Below are 17,095 nucleotides of genomic sequence, written 5' to 3'. Positions count from 1 at the left end.
CTTCAAGACCGACCATAACCTGCGGCACCGGCATTCAGCGCTGGGCTACCGGACACCGGCCGAGTACGCTGCGGCCTGCACCCACACCCACCATCGGGACTGTAAATACAACGGCTCCTCTCTGTGTCAAGTCGTCGTGAGCAGAGAGGTACCAACTTGTTGTATTGGGGCTGTAGATCGTGGTCTGCAGCCATGATCTACGAGGCTGCGGCCGGGGTCGCTCTAGTTACACCTGTCGCCCGTTCGGGGTTGGCTTTCTAACGGCGTGTGTCCCGGCCGCAGCCGCCGGTCGGGGTGGCTTGAGAGAGGTCTGCTATGCCCTAAGTTGGTGTGCCTCCTTGCCGGAACCAATTACCGTTCACAAGGTTTCGTGGAGGTCACGTGTCACTGCCCGCTCTCGGCGATCAGACCGTTATCGCCGTCGACCCGCATAAGCCGTCATGGACTGCTGTAGCCGTCGACCGCAGATGTCAGCCTTTGGCGTCCATCCGGGTCGAGGTCAACCGGGATGGCTATCGGCAACTGCGCCGTTTCGCACGTCGATGGCCGAAGGCTGTCTGGGCGGTTGAAGGCGCCCGCGGCCTCGGAGCGCCGCTGGCGCAGCGTCTGGCCGATGACGGCATCGAATCTCTCGACGTGCCAGCCAAACTCGCACACCGGGTGCGGATGCTATCGACCGGCCACGGCCGCAAGACCGACGAGGCCGATGCCCTGTCGATCGGCATCGCCGCGCTCACCAGCGACAAGATCAGCACGGTCAGGATCGACGACACGATCGAAGCGCTGCGCACGCTCACCGAACACCGCGACGATCTGATCCGGACCCGCACTCAGACCGCCAACCGATTGCACGGCCTGCTGACCCGCTTGGTGCCCGCCGGGCTATCCAGAGGGCTCACCGCCGATGCCGCTGCCCAGGTGCTGCGCTCCCTGCGACCTCGTGACCACTGGGGCCGCACGCTGCGGCAGATCGCCGTCGACCTGGTCGGCGAGCTGCGCCGACTCGATCGCCGCATCGAAGCCGCGACCGGCTCGCTAACGGCCGCGGTCACCGAGTCGAGAACCCAGCTCACCACCGTCTACGGCATCGGAGTCGTCGTTGCTGCAAAATCCTCGCCCACACCGGCGACGTTCGGCGCTTTCGATCAGCAGCGGCATTCGCCTCCTACTGCGGGGCGCCCCGATCGAAGTTTCCTCCGGCGACGTTCAACGGCAACGTCTCTCCCGCGCCGGCGACCGGCAGCTCAACTACGCACTGCACGTCATCGCAATCACCCAGATCCGCCGAGACACCCCAGGACGGGCCTATTACCAACGCAAGCGGACAGCCGGAAAAGGCCATAAAGAGGCACTCCGGTGCCTGAAACGCCGCCTCGCCGACGTCGTCTACCGCACCATGCTGCGAGATGCCGGTATCTCTCTGCTCACGACGACTTGACACAGAGAGGAGCCGTTGGCTGGACAGACCCCGGGCCCGGTCAAGCCGAGATCTTGTGGGGAGGTGGCCGCCGGCGACATCTAGGTACGGGTCGGATTGCACCGTCTAGAGCAGAGGCCGAGTGGCGTACTATCGGTGCGCACTGAAGCGATGAGGGTGGGGAAACCGTGAATCAATCACATTCGAGCCCGGGAGGCGCCGGTAGCGGAGATGCCGTGCAGCCATCATATGGAGCTGGCCCGCCGCCGGTAGATATCGGCTCACTGCCGCATGATGTGCTCCAGTGGTCAGCGGCTGCGTTCGGTGCGGTTGCGCCCGCGGCGACTGTGTTCGGTAAGGCGTTTCTCGAAGCGCTGGGTGAGCGTGCGGCCGACGGTGCGGCAGCGTTCCCGACCAAGTTACGCCAACGCTGGTTTGGGCGGGCACGGCGATCCGACAGTGGTGTCGAGGTGGTGACCGTGCTCGACATCGAGAACGTGGATGCCGCAGCGATTCTGGTCACCGCCGATCTCCCGGACGACGCCCGTCTGGCTCTGCTCGACCTCGATCCCACCGCGCCTGGCGTGCACGGAAAGGTGTTGGGGTGGGACGCCGAGTCTCAGCAGTGGGTACCGGTGGAAGTACCAGTCACACAAATGAGTCCACCGCCGGGCGCGGTGGGATAGGATCTGGCCGACTGCGGCAGCGAATCTCGCCCTTCGTATTTCGGCAACAGCAGATCCAGCAACTTCCACTGCTCGTCCGTCAACACCCGATACCGATCAACCGCCAGCCTCGACACAGCAGACATGACGCACCACCGAGGCATCCCGAACACCCTGTTCGGTCGATTAGGAGACAGAACCTAGCTTGAGTTTTAACCCCTGAGCTGGGTTTATCCTGTTCGGCGGGGTCGTGGCCCGGCAGGTTTGGGTGGCTTCTGGTTGCTGGGTGTTTTGATGTGCACGTCGTAGCGGGGTGCCGGACGCTGGTTGCGGTGGCCGGCTGGTCGACCGGGTCCGGGGCGGGAGGGTTTCGGTGCACTGGCGGGACAGGCTGCTTTCCGGCGGAGGTGCCGAAAACCTCGACGGACACGTGCTGGTGTAAGTCGTTGTGGGGCTGCGGGTTTCTCCCACGGCCGCCGGATGTCGACGGTGAGTTCACGAGCAAGGCGCAGCTGGGTGTAGGCGGCCAGGAGCAGCCAGGTCCATCTCTCCGCGGCGGCGGGGTCGCGGGGTTTCGGGACGTTCCAGCCGAGGGTTTGTTTGAACATGCGGAAGGTGTGCTCGATATCGAACCGCCGCAGAAATGCCTGCCACAGCACCGACCTCGGCGGCATCCAGATCGACGACCGAATGCCACAACCACACCGGTTTCGGGATGGCGCCACTGGGCAGCCGGTCGACGTCGAGTCGGATCACGGTGCCGTCGAGCACCGGAAGTTTCCCGGCCTGGGAAGTCCAGGATGACCGGTGAGTAAGCCCGGGGTGCAAGCGATTCCATGACCGAGCTGTGGCCGGTCCGTAGAGGCGGGTGTCGGTCGTGACGGCTGTGTCGGGCTCACCCCAGGTCGCGGGATCGCCGAAGACGAACTCGCCGCCGTGCCTCGGTGGGCGTCCGGTCGTCCCGGGCTGCCATGCGGGTGCCGCGGCGGCGCAGCACCCGGTCCGACCGCATCCGGCCCAGCACGGCCACGGGCAGATCTGCCAGCAGGAACGCCAGCCGGGGTGCGTCGTAGCCGGCGTCGGCGACGATCCAGATATTCGGATCACCCCCTCGCCAGTGCCCGGCCTCGATCAGGTTGCCGATCACGGTGCGCAGCTGGTCCGCGGTGACCGCGGCGGCCTCGTCACCGGGTGTCAGCCGCACCGCATCCAGTGGCGCGATCCAAGAACTACGCCCCGATTCCAAGGCGCAGACCACCGAGTACGGCCAGCCGGGAATCATGTGATGAGTGTTCTTGGCGCGCCCGTAGGTATGACACAGTATCCGCTGCGGGCAGGTATGCGCTTCCGGTCGCAACCAGGAGGTGATGTCCACCGCCAGCACCAACCGACCGTCCGCGGCCCGCGGCAGTGGCACCGAGACCAGTGCCCGCCGCAGGCGTGCGATGTCGATCCGACCACGGTCCAGTGCCGCATAGACGCTGCCGTGGCCCCGGCGATGCTCGCCGACCAGTGACAGCTCCGGCAATGACCGCACCGGCCCGTCCGCGCACAACACCGCGTCCACCACATCGAATACCGCGTCCGCCCGCCGGGGCAGGCACCGATACAACTCCTGCCGGAATGCCGACAGCTCCCCGACCGCACCGGCGCAGCCGGTGTCGTGCACACTGTTCACCGAAGCCCTTGGTTTATCGAAAGTCTTTCTGTCGCAAGGAGACATGATCAACCAAGGGCTTCACCCATGATGACCCGGGGTACTGAAAACCCAGCTCCGGGGTTAAAACTCAAGCTAGGAGATCTGGGTTACGTGTACGCCCGTCTCGCCGTCGGTCGGCGCGGTAGGGTGAGCTCTGACTCGCAGCATGATTGACGCCTCGAACGAGGCAGACAGTGGAATCAGGGGTGACGGGGTGCCTGAAAAGGTAGCACTTGTATTGGTGCACGGGATTTTGTCCGAAGGTAGCAAGTGGGATCCACTCTGCAATCTGCTGCTACGCGACGAAGAGCTCGCCGGGCGTATAGAGATTATCGCGGTCGAGTATCCCAGCAAGCTTATAGAGTTGGATCCGAAAAGGCAGATTCCCGACCTGGACACTGTGGCTGGATATCTTGGAACTCGGCTTGCTGAGGAACTGCATCCAGACCGCCCCATCGTGTTCGCCGGGCACAGCCAGGGTGGACTCATCGTACAGCGATATCTGGTCCAGCAGCTGCATCAAGGACATGGACTCGCCTTACGCCGTGTGCGGCAGGTGTTGATGTTCGCCACTCCCAACTCGGGCTCGGAGTACCTGCTCCCGTTGCGTAAGTGGTGGAGCCGGAATCCCCAAGAAATCGAGTTGCGGCCGCTAAACGAAAAGATCGTTGAAACTCAGAAGGTCATCCTTCAGCAGATTGTATACGCTAAGGAGTTCTCCACGATTAGTGCGCCGATACCCTTTGGGGTGTACGCGGGCATCACAGACCGGGTCGTGCCGCCGCAGTCGGCGAAATCAGTGTTCCCTGACACCGGTGAGTTACCGGGTGACCATTCGTCCATCATCGTTCCAAGTTCTATCGACGACTTGGTCTACGTGATCATCAAGGCTCGCTTACTTCGAGTGCTTGAAGCCAGTGAGCCTGCGGCTGCTGCGGCACGACCCGACGGCCGAGTGACGCAGCTAGACGAGGCGATCGATCGCGGACTGCGATCCCAACATGTGGCACCGCAGTCCGGTTTTCGTCTCAGCGAGGACGCGATCCGAGAGATTGCGGTGGCGATGGCGGAGATTGAAGACCTGAAAGATTCCACCACTCGTCAACAGTTCATGAGCCTGATGCCCGCCTATATTCTGGAGAGACAAGGATCGACTGGCGGCAACGCGAAAATACAGCTCGCGTTGCTGGTCAAGCGCTGTGCGAACATCGGAGACGCTGGGCGCCAAGCGTTGCTGCTGGTTATGGATTTCTTGCCCTCAGAAGATGCCGCAGTGGCGCATGCACGGGCTGCGATAGAAGACAGGTGGCCGCCCGCATCGTGAGGGCAGTGTTTAGTGCGTTGGCTAATTTCACGTCGACCGGACCGACCACGTTCTTCTTGAACGGTGCGCCTGCGTCTGGTCGCGCCCTTGCAGTGATTGATATCCGAATCGCCTAATCTAAACGCGACTGGTGTCCGAGAAGTATGACGTCGTTCCCGAGTCCGAGAACTATTTCGCTGCCACCGATGCCGAGGACTGCATTTGGTTCGTGCCAGTCGGTAATTACCTCCAATTTATCAGTAAGCCACTCCCAAGCTTGAATCGTCCCGTTCTCGCTGGCAAAGACAACGGCAGGTTCGCTAGCGATGGTTACGCACGCGAGTGCATCGACGGTGCCGAAGCGATTGTTAAGTGCCGCACGCTCGATAAGTAAATTGAGATCCCAAACCCGAACCGTCTTGTCCAGGCCGCTCGTGACCGCCACGGGTATTCCGCAAAAGGTTGTACACGTCAGTACATTCGCCGCGCCGACGTGCCCGCGAAGGACTGCGCGTTGACGGCCCGTCATTGGATCCCACACTCGGATTGTCTCATCGAGACTGGCAGTTACAACGACAGGCTCTCCGTCAATCGAGGTGAACGATACGGCGGTAACTAGGCGTTCGTGTCCTTGAAGACTGGTTCGTTCAACACCGGAGTCCAGGTCCCACACTCGAACAGTTTGGTCATAGCTGCTGGTGACCGCAATGGGACGTCCCTGGACGTTGTGGGAGGCTACCGCATTGATCAGTTCGCGGTGACCCAGGAGTTCCATGTGTATTTTCCCGTCGAGGAGATCCCAGACCCGCACGATGCGGTCGACACCGGCCGTGACCGCGAATGTACGCTTGTTGATCACAATACAATCCACGCAATTGACCGCGCCGGTATGACCAAGAAGAACCGCCAGCTCTGAACCCGTCGCTAGATCCCATACACGTGCCGTGTGATCGAGGCTAGTGGTAACTGCCACCGAGTGTTGCTCGTTAGAAGTGCAGGCAAGCGCGGTAATCGAATGCGTATGTCCGGGTAGCGATTCGGAGTGTTCGAGGTCTTCCAGATCCCAGAGTCGTACGGTTTGGTCGATGCTGGTGCTGATCACGACGGCACGATGATCAACGGTCGCGCAGACCACCGCGTTCACGGCCGCCGTGTGACCTCGCAGAGCAGCGCGTTCCGCACCTGTGACCAGATCCCACACTCGCAGCGTTCGATCGTCTTTGGCGCACACTACCACCGGCTCTCGATCGACAGTGGTGCAGGCAAGCGAGTTCATCGAGTCGTGTATACCTTCGAGCAGCACCCGCGGCTCTCGTGTCGTCAGGTCCCAAACTCGCACTGTCCCATCGTCGCTCGCGGCGACTGCAAGATGTCGACCGCCGATTGTTGTGCACGACAACGCATTCACCGAGCCGATTCCCTCAGTCTTCAATACATGACCGGCTCCGGTCGCCAAATTCCACACCCATACCGCACCATCCCGGCCAGCTGTCACAGCAAGGGGATCCCCTGCTTCCCCGGCTATCGCGACAGCATTCACGGCATTCGTATGCCCGCGGTAGACGCTAAGTTCTGTACCGGTCGAAAGATCCCATACCCGCACCGTCTCGTCGTATCCACCGGTAATCGCTATAGAGCGCCCGTCGATGGCAGAGCAGGCAAGCGCATTTACCGAGTCTGTGTGTCCAACCAGACGACAGCGCTCTACTCCAGTCGTCAAATCCCACACCCGGACAGTGTCATCTCGACTCGATGTGACCACGACCGGCTGGCCATCGACCTCGCTGCAAGCTACAGCACTGACCTGGCGAGAATGTCCTACAAGAACGCTGTGTTCCGAGCCGGTCGTCAAATCCCACACTCGAACTGTCTCATCGTATCCACCGGTTATCGCGACGGGACGTCCCCGGAGGGTAGTCCACGCAACGCCACGGACCGCTCCGACGTGGCCGGTCAATGTTGCCCGATGAGCGTGATGTGTGAGTTGACCCGTAGCCCACCGGGGTGCCCACGGCAGCCCTGGGCTCAGGTCCCGTACGAGAGCTGTCGCCCCAAACCGCGCAGCATCTACTGCAAGCACGCTGCGGCGCCGAGACGGCGGGAGAGTGCGATGGTGCGCTGCTGAACAGCGATATACAGCGCGCAGTTGATGCCCGACATTTGTCGCAACTGTGTACAGAGCATCAAGCAGCGTGCTCGGCTCAGCATGTACGAGGTACTCCGCGTCGAGTATGACCTTGTCAACCAACCCAGCGCGACGCGCATGCGTTGCAAGGTGTCTGGAAACATACGGATGGGCGCTCGGCCAGTCTCGGGTTCCGTCTGGCTTGGGGGGAACGCTTAGACGCAGCACCTCTACGAACGCTGCATGGACATCAGTCGCATCGACACCATCGCGAAGATGCTCGGCGAGCGACCGGTGATGCAGACGGTGCACGAGCGTGGGGCCTTCCCACCCGGTCTCCTCACCATCGGCCGCATTCGTAAAGTACGCACCAGCGTTCTGACGTAGCCACCGTAGATCCTCGTCGCTGTACAGTGTTCCCGAGATCCGTGTAGCCACCGCAGCCCAGATGTTCGGCTGCGGCAGTCCTGGGCCTTCAGCAAACGCCAGAGGCCGCAATAGATCTCGCGCTCGGCTGGCGTCTGGCCCGAGCCGCTTGTCGAGGTCAGCACGCAAAGCATCACCAGGTCGCTTAGGAAGGCCGCTCAGCCATATCGGGTCCATCGGATCCGGCAGATCTCGCTGAGAAGACTGCATTATAGACACAATTTGAGCAACTAGAAAAGAAGTACCTGCCGCATCAGCGATAGCTCGCGCGATGGGTTCAACCACATTTCGTGGCAGATCAGAGAATATGCTGTCATCACTCGCGCTCTCCAGAACATGTACGATGAATGCGGTTAGCGCATCTTCCTCAAAGTACTGCGCGGAATCCAGATCAATAGTATCCGATCGTCGCAATCCGAGGTGGGGTAGAATGTCCGGCCGTGCCGCGAGGAGCAGTCGAATATTGCTATCATCGGAACTTCCTAGCGGAAGTAAGACTTTTTTTATTACAGCGCTTGGATCACTCGCCTCGTCCACCGCATCTAGCAGAACAGTGCACCGGCCTCGATGCAACCCGGGCCGCAACGGTGCAGTCCTCGCAGTAGTCGATCGAACATTCGCCGCAGCGCTGATGCGGTCCTGGATATCCTCAACACTGAGGTTTTCGGCATAAACTATCGAGTCGACCATGCCCTCATTCGAAATTTGCGCGCCGACAGGCAAAGTATGAAACGGGACTGAATGTCTATATTCGGCGTGTGCCAGGGCGGCGACCAGTCCCATTATAGCCGTCTTCCCCGACCCGGGGTTTCCGGTCACCACCTTGACGGCTGGCCCCTTATCGGGGTCGGCTATCCATGTAATGATTTCATTGAGAGCGGCTTTTCTTCCGTGAAACGACCAATTGCTCCCGCCGGGCTTCCCTTTTGCTCGATCAAGCAGTTGATGGAGTTCGGATTCACGCTTAAGTGAATGTTTGCGCCACTCGCGCTCGCGAGTGGCATCCAGGTCAACGGTATCGACCGCATTGCAATAAAGTTCGTACCAGTTTTTACGCAAGGGAAATTCTTCGCGAAGTCCGGCGTATGTGGCAAGAGTCTTTACTATCGCCCACAGCTGGTCCCATTCGGGGATGCTATCTTGCTCCAGCAAGCTCCTCGCTGTGGTGGAAGAAACCCAGGGCACTACTGGATCATCTGCCACGGTTCCGGTTGCACCACGCGCCCACTCGGATATGCTGCGGCGATGGTGATCAGCCTCAAGTTGTCTAGTGGCTTCCTCGGCAATGTCATCGACCGAAAGTTCCGGCACCGCATTGCGCAGGGCTCGCACCTGCCGGATCAAGTCGGCTCTCTGCTGGACCCGGTTGTCTTCAGAGAAATCTATCGATTCCACGGTGGACTCACTGTGTATCGCGGAGAACGCCCAACAGTGCCGCGCCGGATGCTGTCCTCCATGTTGCCCCATTGTTCAGGTCTCGAGATCGACTCGTGGGTCTCGCAGCGTGAGTCGTTGGGCAGCGACTGTACCAGGGGCAACCGCGGAGTGACGGCGCTCGGCGATGAGCACATCGTCCTCATCCACCGTCCTTTCGGCAAGTCTAGTGGTCAGTCAGTCTACTGCGAGGCGGCCGAACGGCTGGCAATGTTCTTCAGCTGGAACGAAATTTACTGCCAGGGCCGTGGGCTCAGTCTGCTGCGTGTTCGGTCGAATCTCTGGCGCCTCGCCTCATGCACTGTCATCTGCTTCAGACATATACTTTCAGCCATCCGGTCCGATGTGGAGAGTCGACAGTCGCGGCTGTCAGAATACACTGGCGGAGGCCAAACCCGCCTTCCAGCTGGGCATCTGTAGCCGAAGCTGGACTGCAACCGAGGAAGGAACGGTCATACCTATTGGCATCGACCATTCAGACGCAGCGTCTGCCCGGGCACTTCCCCAATACTGACCGCAGATCCGTGACGGGACCGGCGCTAGTCTTGTCGCTACGGGCACGTTACGGCGATGGTTCCGCATGCATTTCGCGTGGCATAGCGCAGTCAGCAACGAGAGCAGAGGCGTTCGAGTGAGCACGGAGCGATCCTCGGATTCCGCAGCCCCCAGGGTGTTCGTGTCGTATTCGCACGACACACCCGAACACAGGCAGTTGGTCCTGGAGTTCTGCACCTTCCTTCGTTCGGAGGCCGGTGTCGATGTTCGAATCGACGCCTGGGATGAGTACGAGCGCCGTGACTGGTCGCTGTGGGCCATCGACCAACTCATCTCGGCTGATTTCGTCCTGGTCATAGCCTCGCCAGCGTACAAGCGGCGTGCGGATGGCACCGCCGCGGCGGATGAGGGACGCGGCGCGCAGTTCGAGGCGGCGATCATCCGCGACGGCCTGACCCGGGATCTGCGAAAGGAGACTCGCAGAGTGCTGCCGGTGGTGCTGCCGGGACGCTCGGCCGACGAGATCCCAGTATTCCTCGGCGCGCACTCCACCACCTACTACAAGGTCAGCGAGTTCACCACTGCGGGAGTCAATGACCTGCTCGCTGCGTTGAGCGGCGTCTCGGAACACCCCACACCACCACGCGGTGCTTACGTCGGTCCGACCTTCGACTCGTCTACCGCGCGGGCGCCTTCGGGTGCGCGCGAGTCGACTCTGCTGACTCTTGCGCTGCAACCTGTTGTGCGCGGCGCGGATCTGCGGCTGACTGGGGTTGATCTCAATGGCATCTACTATGGCAACAGCATCGTGCACCGGTGCGTGAACTTCTGCAGTGACGCGCGCAGCCCCATCGAGTACAATTTGGGCCGCTCTTTCAGCACTTTTGAGTCCGTCGTCGGAATACCCGACGACGCCGCAGACGCCGCGCAAAGCGGCTATTTTCAGGTGTTTCTGGATGGTCAGGCGCAACCGCAAGTCGAGGCTCGCCTCGGTCGGCCCCAGAAGATCCGCTACGACGTGGCCGATGTCCTGCGACTGCGATTGGTCGCCTACCGCCCGGACACGCATGACAATCCGATGCTCGCCGGGGCGATGGCTGCGGTGGGCCGCGCGGCCAAGCTGCCAGCACTTGCCTGGGGCAACCCGACCCTGTTTCGATAGGTGGATACGGTCGGCGTGGCCCACACTGCGCGACAGCAGTGTGGGCCACCGTGAGGCGCTTCCAGAACATGGCCCCTTACCCACGCACGCTCTTCGCATGTCAGTGCGTTCGGGCGCCGGCCGCCTCGTATCAAACCGGAGCTGAGACTTGGACAACACATAATCGGCATGAGCGGATGTTCGGGCGGGATGCCGGCAGTGTGCCAGATGGCGGTAACAGCTGGCCGCCTATGGGGAATCGCAACTGGCCTGAGGTTCCCCCGCTCTGTTGGAGGGCGGGGATATCAGATTTACCGCCACTTACGGCTACGAGTGACACGCGGTCGCCGACTCTATTCGGACGCGAACTGACCCGATGGCGAGTGTGGTAGTCGGCGAAGGCCTTGGCGATCTCGACCTTGGTGTTCATTACGAACGGGCCGCCGAAGACGACAGGCTGGCGCATCGGCGGGCCGCTGAAGGTCAGGATCTGGACCGGGTGATCGTGTGTTCGGTGGTCTGCGGGTCGATGGTGGACGGCCCGGCGCCTGTGGCGGCGTCGGACCAGGCGGTCTGTCCGGTGCGGATCGTGCGCCCGGCGATGGTGACTCTCCGGCGCCCCGAGCACCAACTGCGCGCCTTCGAATTGGTCGAGCTGCTCGGCTGGGAGAAGAGCCGCGTGCACCACCAGCTCACCCGGATGTCGGGCTGCGGGCTCGTCGAGCGCCGCAGCGTCGGCTCCCGCGCGGTGGCCGTGGTCATGACCAAACACGGCCACGCCACCCTGGAACAAGCCGCACCCAGCCACAGCGCCCACGTCCGCCAGCTGGTAATCGACGTCCTCACCCCGCCCAGCTCGACCAGCTCGCCGAAATCTCCACCGCGATCCTGGACAACCTCACCCGAACGCAATAGCTGCAGGCCCGCGGCACCCTCGAGCAGATCCAGGTTGGGGAACATTCACTCTGTGGGCGGCCCGCGCACGGCGATGCCGTTGAGCGTGTAGCCCAGGCACACATGTTCGGCAAGGGAATGGGCATCGCCGCACCCCAGATGGGAATCAGCCGTGCCGCACACTCGACATCTGTGGCTACCAAGCCCCATGCACAAGAGTTCGGCCTCAGCCACGAAACCGTCGGCAGCTACTTATGCTTCCCCTTACGACAGGTAGGCGCGTCAACGGACTATTGCTCGGAGCCGCCCTGGGGCGGTGGAGGCTGAACCACGTCGGTCCAACGAACTCCGTCGAACCACCGCATCAACCCCTGTCCGTCCAGGTACCAGCCGGGCGGTGGGCCGACGGACATCGGCGGGGCTACGACGACAGCCGGGGCCTCTTGTCCCCGACTCGGATCAGCGCTCGAATGATCAGGAACACCAGAACCACAGGGGTCGCGAGGATCAGAAGAATTACAAGACCCTCCATGGTGAGCCCCAGGCTGTCCGCGATGATCACCGCAGCGATGGCGCCACCGATGTAGAGCACCGGCGTCACCCACTGTCCCCTGGGGTTGGGTTGCGGCGGTCGATATTGCGGCTGACCGTGCTGGTTCGGTGGCGGCCCTGATGGGGGTGTGCCAGGTATCGGAGGGTAGGACAAGGCGAAACCTTCTCGTGGTGTGGATGTGGATTGTCCATCGGCGGGCCGCCGATGGCGTTACGTCGGCCTGCGTTCGGCCGAGGCGAGCATGCTTGTTCGCGGGGCCGCCTTGCGGTGGGCCCGTGGCAGTCCATGTTCCACAGAGTGCGAGCGTGGCGCCGCCATTCTTCTTGCCCTTCTGCGTAGGCGGACTTCACCGGGGAGTATCAGCACGCGAGTCGTGGCAGTGCGTGCTCTTGACCGGGTCGTCACCCCTCACAGCCCTGTTCGACGGGCAGATCGCACTCTTCTGCAGGACTTATCTCATTCGATGGCGACATCCCCGCCTGGGCATCCTTGAGTTCACCGCTCACAAACGGCTGTCGCGTTTGTCGCGTCCGGCTGAATACTGGATCAGGCACAATTTTCGTGATGCTGGCGATCGGGTTTGCTCAGTCGCTCCACAGGATTCGCTTCTGGAGTAGATCCGGTTCTGCTCGGCCGAACATCTGGCGTTTGATCATCTTGATCCGTTGACGTGACCCTCAGCAAACGGTGGGGCTCGAAATACGGTGCAATAGTGCGTCTTTGGGAGAACTCATGGGATGAGTTCATCCCGTTCCTCGACTACGACATCGAGATCCGACGTGTCATCTGCAGCACCAACGCCATCGAATCCTTGAACGCCCGCTACCGACGCGCGATCCAAGCCCGAGGCCACTTCCCGACCGAGCAAGCCGGGGGGATTCAACTGGCCAACGCAACACCGGGTGGATTGCTGTCTGGTTCTGAGAGTAGCTGCTCGAGTGCTTCAGCAGGGCTACGCCAGCCGAGACGTTTGCGGGGCCGGTTGTTGAGTTCGGCAGCGACGAACTCGAGGTAGTCGGGGTGGTAGCCGGACAGGTCGGTGAACTTCGGAAAATACTGCCGGAGCAGACCATTCGTGTTCTCGTTCAAGCCGCGCTGCCAGGGCGAGTGCGGGTCACAGAAGTAGATGTCGAGACCGGTCGCCGCGGTGATCTGGACGTGGTTGGCCATCTCTTGGCCTTGGTCCCAGGTCAACGTCCGACGCAGAGTCCGCGGCAACGTGGACATCGTCGCGGTTATCGCTTCCTGGACATCGAGGGCCTTGTGGGTGATCGGTAAATGCAGCAACACGACGAATCCGGTCGCTCGTTCGACGAGCGTGCCGATGGCGGAGCCGTTCCCGGCCCCAGTAATGAGATCGCCCTCCCAGTGCCCCGGCACTGTCCGGTCCTCGGCTTCGGCCGGCCGTTGGCTGATCGAGACCGCACCGGCATGCCGACTTCGACGCTGGTCGGGCTTACGGTGTGGCTTGCGCAGCGCGCGTCCGGTTCGCAAGCACTGTGCCAGTTCGCGTTTGAGCGCTTCTCGTCTTCGAACGTAGAGCGACTGATAGATCGTCTCGTGAGACACCCGCATCCGCGGATCGTCGGAAAAATCGACCAGCAGCCGTCGGCTGATCTGCTCGGGACTGTGCTTCAACAGCAACTGCCGCTCGACATAGGAGCCCAGCCGGGAATCGCGGCAAAGCAATGCCATCTTGGGACGGCGGGCACGCTTGTCGGCGAGTGCCTGAGCGACAGTCGCCCGGTATCCGGTCTTCGGTCGGCGAGTGCCACGGGCGAGCTCGCGGCTGACGGTCGAGGCAGACCTTCCGATCGACCTGGCAATCGCTCGGACACCCTCACCCGCCGCACGGCGACAGGCGATCTCTTCCCGCTCGGCGAACGACAAGCGGGCCGGGCGAGTCGAATGTTCACACCATTGTGGCGGCATCACTCCGCCAGCCTCACGGAACCACCGCCAGCCAATCGTCTTCGACACACCAACCGCCGCGGCCGCGGTGTCGATGATCTCGCCCTCCCGGATCCACGCCCAGAACGAACGCTGAACCTCAACCGATATCGCAGGACGCCCCAACACCAACTCCCTCGTCACGACGGGTGTTGCGTTGACCCCCTGAACCTAAGCAGCACTGAAGTGCCTGTATCTGGTCACCCGATCACTCGACCCGACCGGCGCGGTCGGGCACGATGGACCATGCGCTGGAAGCCTGCGGTCAACGCCTTCGCGATCACCTTCGCCGACCGCTGGCCCAACGCCCAAACCTACTGATGGCGATCGCCGCAAACACCGTTAGCGAGATAGACCCCGAAGACCCCGTGCGGGCGGACGAAGAGGACGTGTTGAATGGCTCCAACGTGATGGAACCTTCGGCCTGGGCATCGGGCCGGACGGAGAACGGCGGGCCTCGAGTGGCTGAAGAATTGAGCAAGGAGCTGAGCATCAGCCCTCGCAGCGAGAGCGTGCGCGAGGAGCTGGCGGACGCGGCTGCCTGGAGTTCGTATGCGGCGGAGTTTCGCCGGGTGCTCGGAGCCGTGATCGAGAAGAGCGGCGCCGATTTCCTGGAGGTTGGCGGGCTGCTGGTGAATGAGCCCCTTCCTGCGGGGCAGCGCGGCTTGCGCAACGGTGCGGTGGTCCGGCCGCCGCAGGCGATCGGTCTCGCCGAGGCAATGGCAGCCGGGCGTGGGCCTTACTGTCAGTTCACCGCATCGGGACGGCTTCAGATCGAGTCGGGATGGGATGGGGCGGTCCACGTCTACACGACACCAGAGGTGGCCGCCGATCTGGCGGCACTCCATGGTGAGGGCGTGACGTTCCGGTGGCGCGACGCGGCTCCTGAACCCGTAGAGGTCTCCGACCCTGTTGACGCCGTTGCGGACGGGGATTTTTGGGCGAGGGTGGCGGAAGCATCCGAGCGCCTGACCTTGGTCTGTGAGCGCTGGGCGCACGGCGCTCATGGGTGCAGAGGTTCCGCGTGACGCCGGAGAGCACAGCCGAGGTGGCCCGACTACTGCGTCCACGCTCTCTGGTCTGCGTGGCCACAGAGCCGGAGCTGAACCCCCGCGCGGAGCTCCTGGAAGACGACTTCACCGCTTTCGTGGGCCCGCTGCTGCATGGAGAACTGGCCCACCGGAACTACCCCGGTGGAGCCGGCACACTCTCCGAGGTCACCGATGACGGTTTCTCCCTCATGCTGGCCGATGCGTCGCTGGGCGACTGGTGCGCCGTCGTGCCGGACGCGGACGGGGTGGCCAGGGGACAGTGGGAGAGTCCGGGTGCGGCTATCCCGAGAACCTGAGCACCGATCCGTACAGGGACCGCTGGATCGGAAGAGAAGCCCTGCTCTCGTTCAGGTCTGACGATCATCAAAGCAGTCCGCCAGAGCGCGACCAACACCGCCGACAACCATCTGCCAGGAGACAAAGCGCCCGCATCATGAGCGCGAAGTGACGTCACTATTCGCCGTCACGATCACGGCTGAACTGACACACGCGACGTCCGATTTCGCCGATAAACGACGCCGGAATTCACTGGCACAACCAGGCGTCCGCGGCGGTTTGGATGCTGATGTGTGTGCGGCCGTGGGCAGTTGCTTGGGCGCCGCTGTCGAACAGCGGTGTCGGTGACTGGTAGGTGATAGCGGCGCGGTAGGTGTCGGGACTGATCTCGCCGGCCACGAGCCCGAGGCGCAGGGCGAGAAGTTGGTCGCCGTGACAGCCGACCCATCCTGCTGCTTCCTCGAGCAGTGCGCAGGCGACCTTCTGTTGCTGCTTGGTCAGATGCTCCGCACTGGGTCGCTCGAAGAGGTCGAGCAGGCGGCGAATTGCTCTGTCGGGCAGCGGTTGGCCGTCGGGGTCATCCGTCCTTCTTCGGGCTGCGCTCAAGGACGCCGCCGGCGCGCACGGTGAGGGACTCGCCGGTCCTGCTCAGCGCTGCGGCGGTCAGCCGCCAGCGACTCCTCCGATCCGGCGCCGTGCGCGGGGAGGTCCGCGAACCGTAGACAGTCGAGGGGTGTTTCATGATTTGCCATTAAACGATACTTTCCTCATATCTGACTATATTATCAAAGATGTGCTCGGCCGGGAAGGCGGTGTACGGGCGGACGGTCTCGGCGAGCCAGCTGGGAGAAACGCTGGCGGGACCCCATTCGTCGGTCCGGGTGATCTGGCCCCGCCCAGGAGGCCGCGGTTACGAGAGTTGAGGCAGACTGACCTGCAGGAGGTCACGACGCCGAAATCCTCTCCGCTAGTGATGCGCCGACAGGTGTGCGATGGGCTGCGATCCGGCGAGCCCGTCGCCGATATAGCGGCCGAGCCAGGAATCTCGCCTGCCACCTCGTTCCGATGGAAGGCGCAGGTCCTCGTCGATGCGGGGATCCGCGAGGGCATTCCGAGCGTGGAAGCCGACGAGCTGGCCTCAGCGAACAGACGGATCGCCGCACCGGAGGCCGAATTGACTGCTCCCCCAAAAGTAGTGGGTTCACGGACGGTGACGGTATTGCGGTGGAACCAACGCACTCGCGTAGTTCGGTGCGTGAGAAGGCGTCCGGTTCCGGCCGATCCGGCATTGGAACGTCGACCGGGAGGCGGGCCGCAGCCACGGACGAGGAAGTGCGAGGGGAGACCATGAACATTTTCGCTGGCGCGCGATAGGTCCAGCCGCGATCGACGATCAACCTGCCAGTCGCAGACGGGTGATCGCGGTGAGTGTTGCGTTAGCGTGGGACACGAAGGCCTCCGGGCTCGTGAAGCGGTTCCCAGACAGTTCCACTTCACAATCGGAGGCCTTCACCTGTCAGCCGGACTCACCACAATGAGTAGGCCGGACAACCTCCCTGGACATCACAACCTAGCCGGCGAACCCGGGGCACAGGTTGGTGGTGGCGGCGCTGACGAAGAGCACGCCCTGGTGGAATTGGTAGGTGGTCTCGACCGCGGAGATCT

At 62.5% G+C, this 17,095-nt stretch carries 16 protein-coding genes and 5 pseudogenes; 12 read left to right on the top strand and 9 right to left on the bottom strand.

Annotated elements, in window-relative coordinates:
* Positions 1 to 330: 330 nt before the first annotated feature.
* The 3 genes and pseudogenes from ABZW96_RS36220 to ABZW96_RS36210 form a co-directional block, all read left to right on the top strand.
* Positions 331 to 816: pseudogene (locus ABZW96_RS36220) on the top strand (transposase); the annotation flags it as partial.
* A gap of 283 nt (positions 817 to 1,099) precedes the next feature.
* Positions 1,100 to 1,438: a transposase gene (locus tag ABZW96_RS36215; protein ID WP_355081244.1), complete on the top strand. Its 339-nt coding sequence runs from the start codon at positions 1,100 to 1,102 to the stop codon at positions 1,436 to 1,438.
* 458 nt (positions 1,439 to 1,896) lie between these two features.
* Complete coding sequence (locus ABZW96_RS36210; protein ID WP_355081243.1) at positions 1,897 to 2,103, top strand: hypothetical protein; 207 nt, start codon at positions 1,897 to 1,899, stop codon at positions 2,101 to 2,103.
* 874 nt (positions 2,104 to 2,977) lie between these two features.
* Here the strand turns inward: ABZW96_RS36210 and ABZW96_RS36205 are convergent.
* Positions 2,978 to 3,760, bottom strand: coding sequence for a transposase (locus tag ABZW96_RS36205; protein WP_355081241.1), 783 nt, complete (start codon positions 3,758 to 3,760; stop codon positions 2,978 to 2,980).
* 235 nt (positions 3,761 to 3,995) lie between these two features.
* On the opposite strand from ABZW96_RS36205, the gene ABZW96_RS36200 reads away from it, so the two are divergent.
* Positions 3,996 to 5,105 carry an alpha/beta fold hydrolase gene (locus ABZW96_RS36200; protein WP_355081239.1) on the top strand — a complete coding sequence of 370 codons (1,110 nt, stop codon included), beginning with the start codon at positions 3,996 to 3,998 and terminating at the stop codon, positions 5,103 to 5,105.
* Between the two features lie 112 nt (positions 5,106 to 5,217).
* Here ABZW96_RS36200 and ABZW96_RS36195 read toward each other — a convergent pair whose 3' ends face one another.
* A complete protein-coding gene (locus tag ABZW96_RS36195; protein WP_355081248.1) occupies positions 5,218 to 6,360 on the bottom strand; it encodes a WD40 repeat domain-containing protein in 1,143 nt (380 codons plus the stop codon).
* Between the two features lie 60 nt (positions 6,361 to 6,420).
* A pseudogene (locus ABZW96_RS36190) lies at positions 6,421 to 7,164 on the bottom strand (WD40 repeat domain-containing protein); the annotation flags it as partial.
* A gap of 288 nt (positions 7,165 to 7,452) precedes the next feature.
* Between ABZW96_RS36190 and ABZW96_RS36185 the strand changes: the two are divergent.
* From ABZW96_RS36185 to ABZW96_RS36175, 3 genes are all read left to right on the top strand, one after another.
* A complete protein-coding gene (locus ABZW96_RS36185) occupies positions 7,453 to 7,596 on the top strand; it encodes a hypothetical protein (RefSeq protein WP_355081254.1) in 144 nt (47 codons plus the stop codon).
* Between the two features lie 1,284 nt (positions 7,597 to 8,880).
* Positions 8,881 to 9,489: a hypothetical protein gene (locus tag ABZW96_RS36180; RefSeq protein ID WP_355081252.1), complete on the top strand. Its 609-nt coding sequence runs from the start codon at positions 8,881 to 8,883 to the stop codon at positions 9,487 to 9,489.
* Positions 9,490 to 9,700: 211 nt separating this feature from the next.
* Positions 9,701 to 10,726 carry an SEFIR domain-containing protein gene (locus ABZW96_RS36175; protein WP_355081237.1) on the top strand — a complete coding sequence of 342 codons (1,026 nt, stop codon included), beginning with the start codon at positions 9,701 to 9,703 and terminating at the stop codon, positions 10,724 to 10,726.
* Between the two features lie 130 nt (positions 10,727 to 10,856).
* Here the strand turns inward: ABZW96_RS36175 and ABZW96_RS36170 are convergent, their stop codons facing one another.
* Complete coding sequence (locus tag ABZW96_RS36170; protein ID WP_355081235.1) at positions 10,857 to 11,171, bottom strand: pirin-like C-terminal cupin domain-containing protein; 315 nt, start codon at positions 11,169 to 11,171, stop codon at positions 10,857 to 10,859.
* Between ABZW96_RS36170 and ABZW96_RS36165 the strand changes: the two genes are divergently transcribed.
* Positions 11,082 to 11,711 (top strand): MarR family winged helix-turn-helix transcriptional regulator, encoded by a 630-nt coding sequence (locus ABZW96_RS36165; protein WP_355081250.1) that lies wholly within the window; start codon positions 11,082 to 11,084, stop codon positions 11,709 to 11,711. The genes ABZW96_RS36170 and ABZW96_RS36165 overlap by 90 nt on opposite strands.
* A 178-nt stretch (positions 11,712 to 11,889) precedes the next feature.
* On the opposite strand, the gene ABZW96_RS36160 is transcribed toward ABZW96_RS36165, so the two are convergent.
* Entirely contained in the window at positions 11,890 to 12,012 is a 123-nt protein-coding gene (locus ABZW96_RS36160; RefSeq protein ID WP_355081233.1) for a DUF2510 domain-containing protein, read from the bottom strand.
* An 8-nt stretch (positions 12,013 to 12,020) separates the two neighbouring features.
* Positions 12,021 to 12,200 carry a hypothetical protein gene (locus tag ABZW96_RS36155; RefSeq protein ID WP_355081231.1) on the bottom strand — a complete coding sequence of 60 codons (180 nt, stop codon included), beginning with the start codon at positions 12,198 to 12,200 and terminating at the stop codon, positions 12,021 to 12,023.
* 628 nt (positions 12,201 to 12,828) lie between these two features.
* Between ABZW96_RS36155 and ABZW96_RS36150 the strand changes: the two are divergent.
* Positions 12,829 to 13,023: pseudogene (locus ABZW96_RS36150) on the top strand (transposase); the annotation flags it as partial.
* An 8-nt stretch (positions 13,024 to 13,031) separates the two neighbouring features.
* Here ABZW96_RS36150 and ABZW96_RS36145 read toward each other — a convergent pair.
* Positions 13,032 to 14,084 carry an IS30 family transposase gene (locus ABZW96_RS36145; RefSeq protein WP_355081246.1) on the bottom strand — a complete coding sequence of 351 codons (1,053 nt, stop codon included), beginning with the start codon at positions 14,082 to 14,084 and terminating at the stop codon, positions 13,032 to 13,034.
* 193 nt (positions 14,085 to 14,277) lie between these two features.
* On the opposite strand from ABZW96_RS36145, the pseudogene ABZW96_RS36140 reads away from it, so the two are divergent.
* From ABZW96_RS36140 to ABZW96_RS36130, 3 genes and pseudogenes are all read left to right on the top strand, one after another.
* Positions 14,278 to 14,423 (top strand): annotated as a pseudogene (locus ABZW96_RS36140) (IS256 family transposase); the annotation flags it as partial.
* Positions 14,423 to 15,130: a hypothetical protein gene (locus ABZW96_RS36135; protein WP_355081229.1), complete on the top strand. Its 708-nt coding sequence runs from the start codon at positions 14,423 to 14,425 to the stop codon at positions 15,128 to 15,130. The pseudogene ABZW96_RS36140 and the gene ABZW96_RS36135, both read left to right, overlap by 1 nt.
* Positions 15,131 to 15,186: 56 nt before the next feature.
* Positions 15,187 to 15,450 carry a hypothetical protein gene (locus tag ABZW96_RS36130; protein WP_355081227.1) on the top strand — a complete coding sequence of 88 codons (264 nt, stop codon included), beginning with the start codon at positions 15,187 to 15,189 and terminating at the stop codon, positions 15,448 to 15,450.
* A 229-nt stretch (positions 15,451 to 15,679) separates the two neighbouring features.
* Here the strand turns inward: ABZW96_RS36130 and ABZW96_RS36125 are convergent, their stop codons facing one another.
* Positions 15,680 to 16,036 (bottom strand): DUF6283 family protein, encoded by a 357-nt coding sequence (locus tag ABZW96_RS36125; RefSeq protein ID WP_355081225.1) that lies wholly within the window; start codon positions 16,034 to 16,036, stop codon positions 15,680 to 15,682.
* A gap of 722 nt (positions 16,037 to 16,758) precedes the next feature.
* Positions 16,759 to 16,880, bottom strand: a pseudogene (locus ABZW96_RS36120) (IS481 family transposase); the annotation flags it as partial.
* Between the last annotated feature and the right edge of the window lie 215 nt (positions 16,881 to 17,095).

It is taken from the genome of Nocardia sp. NPDC004168, from assembly GCF_040610355.1.
GTDB lineage: Bacteria > Actinomycetota > Actinomycetes > Mycobacteriales > Mycobacteriaceae > Nocardia > Nocardia sichangensis.
This window is presented reverse-complemented; position numbering and strand designations above follow the sequence as displayed.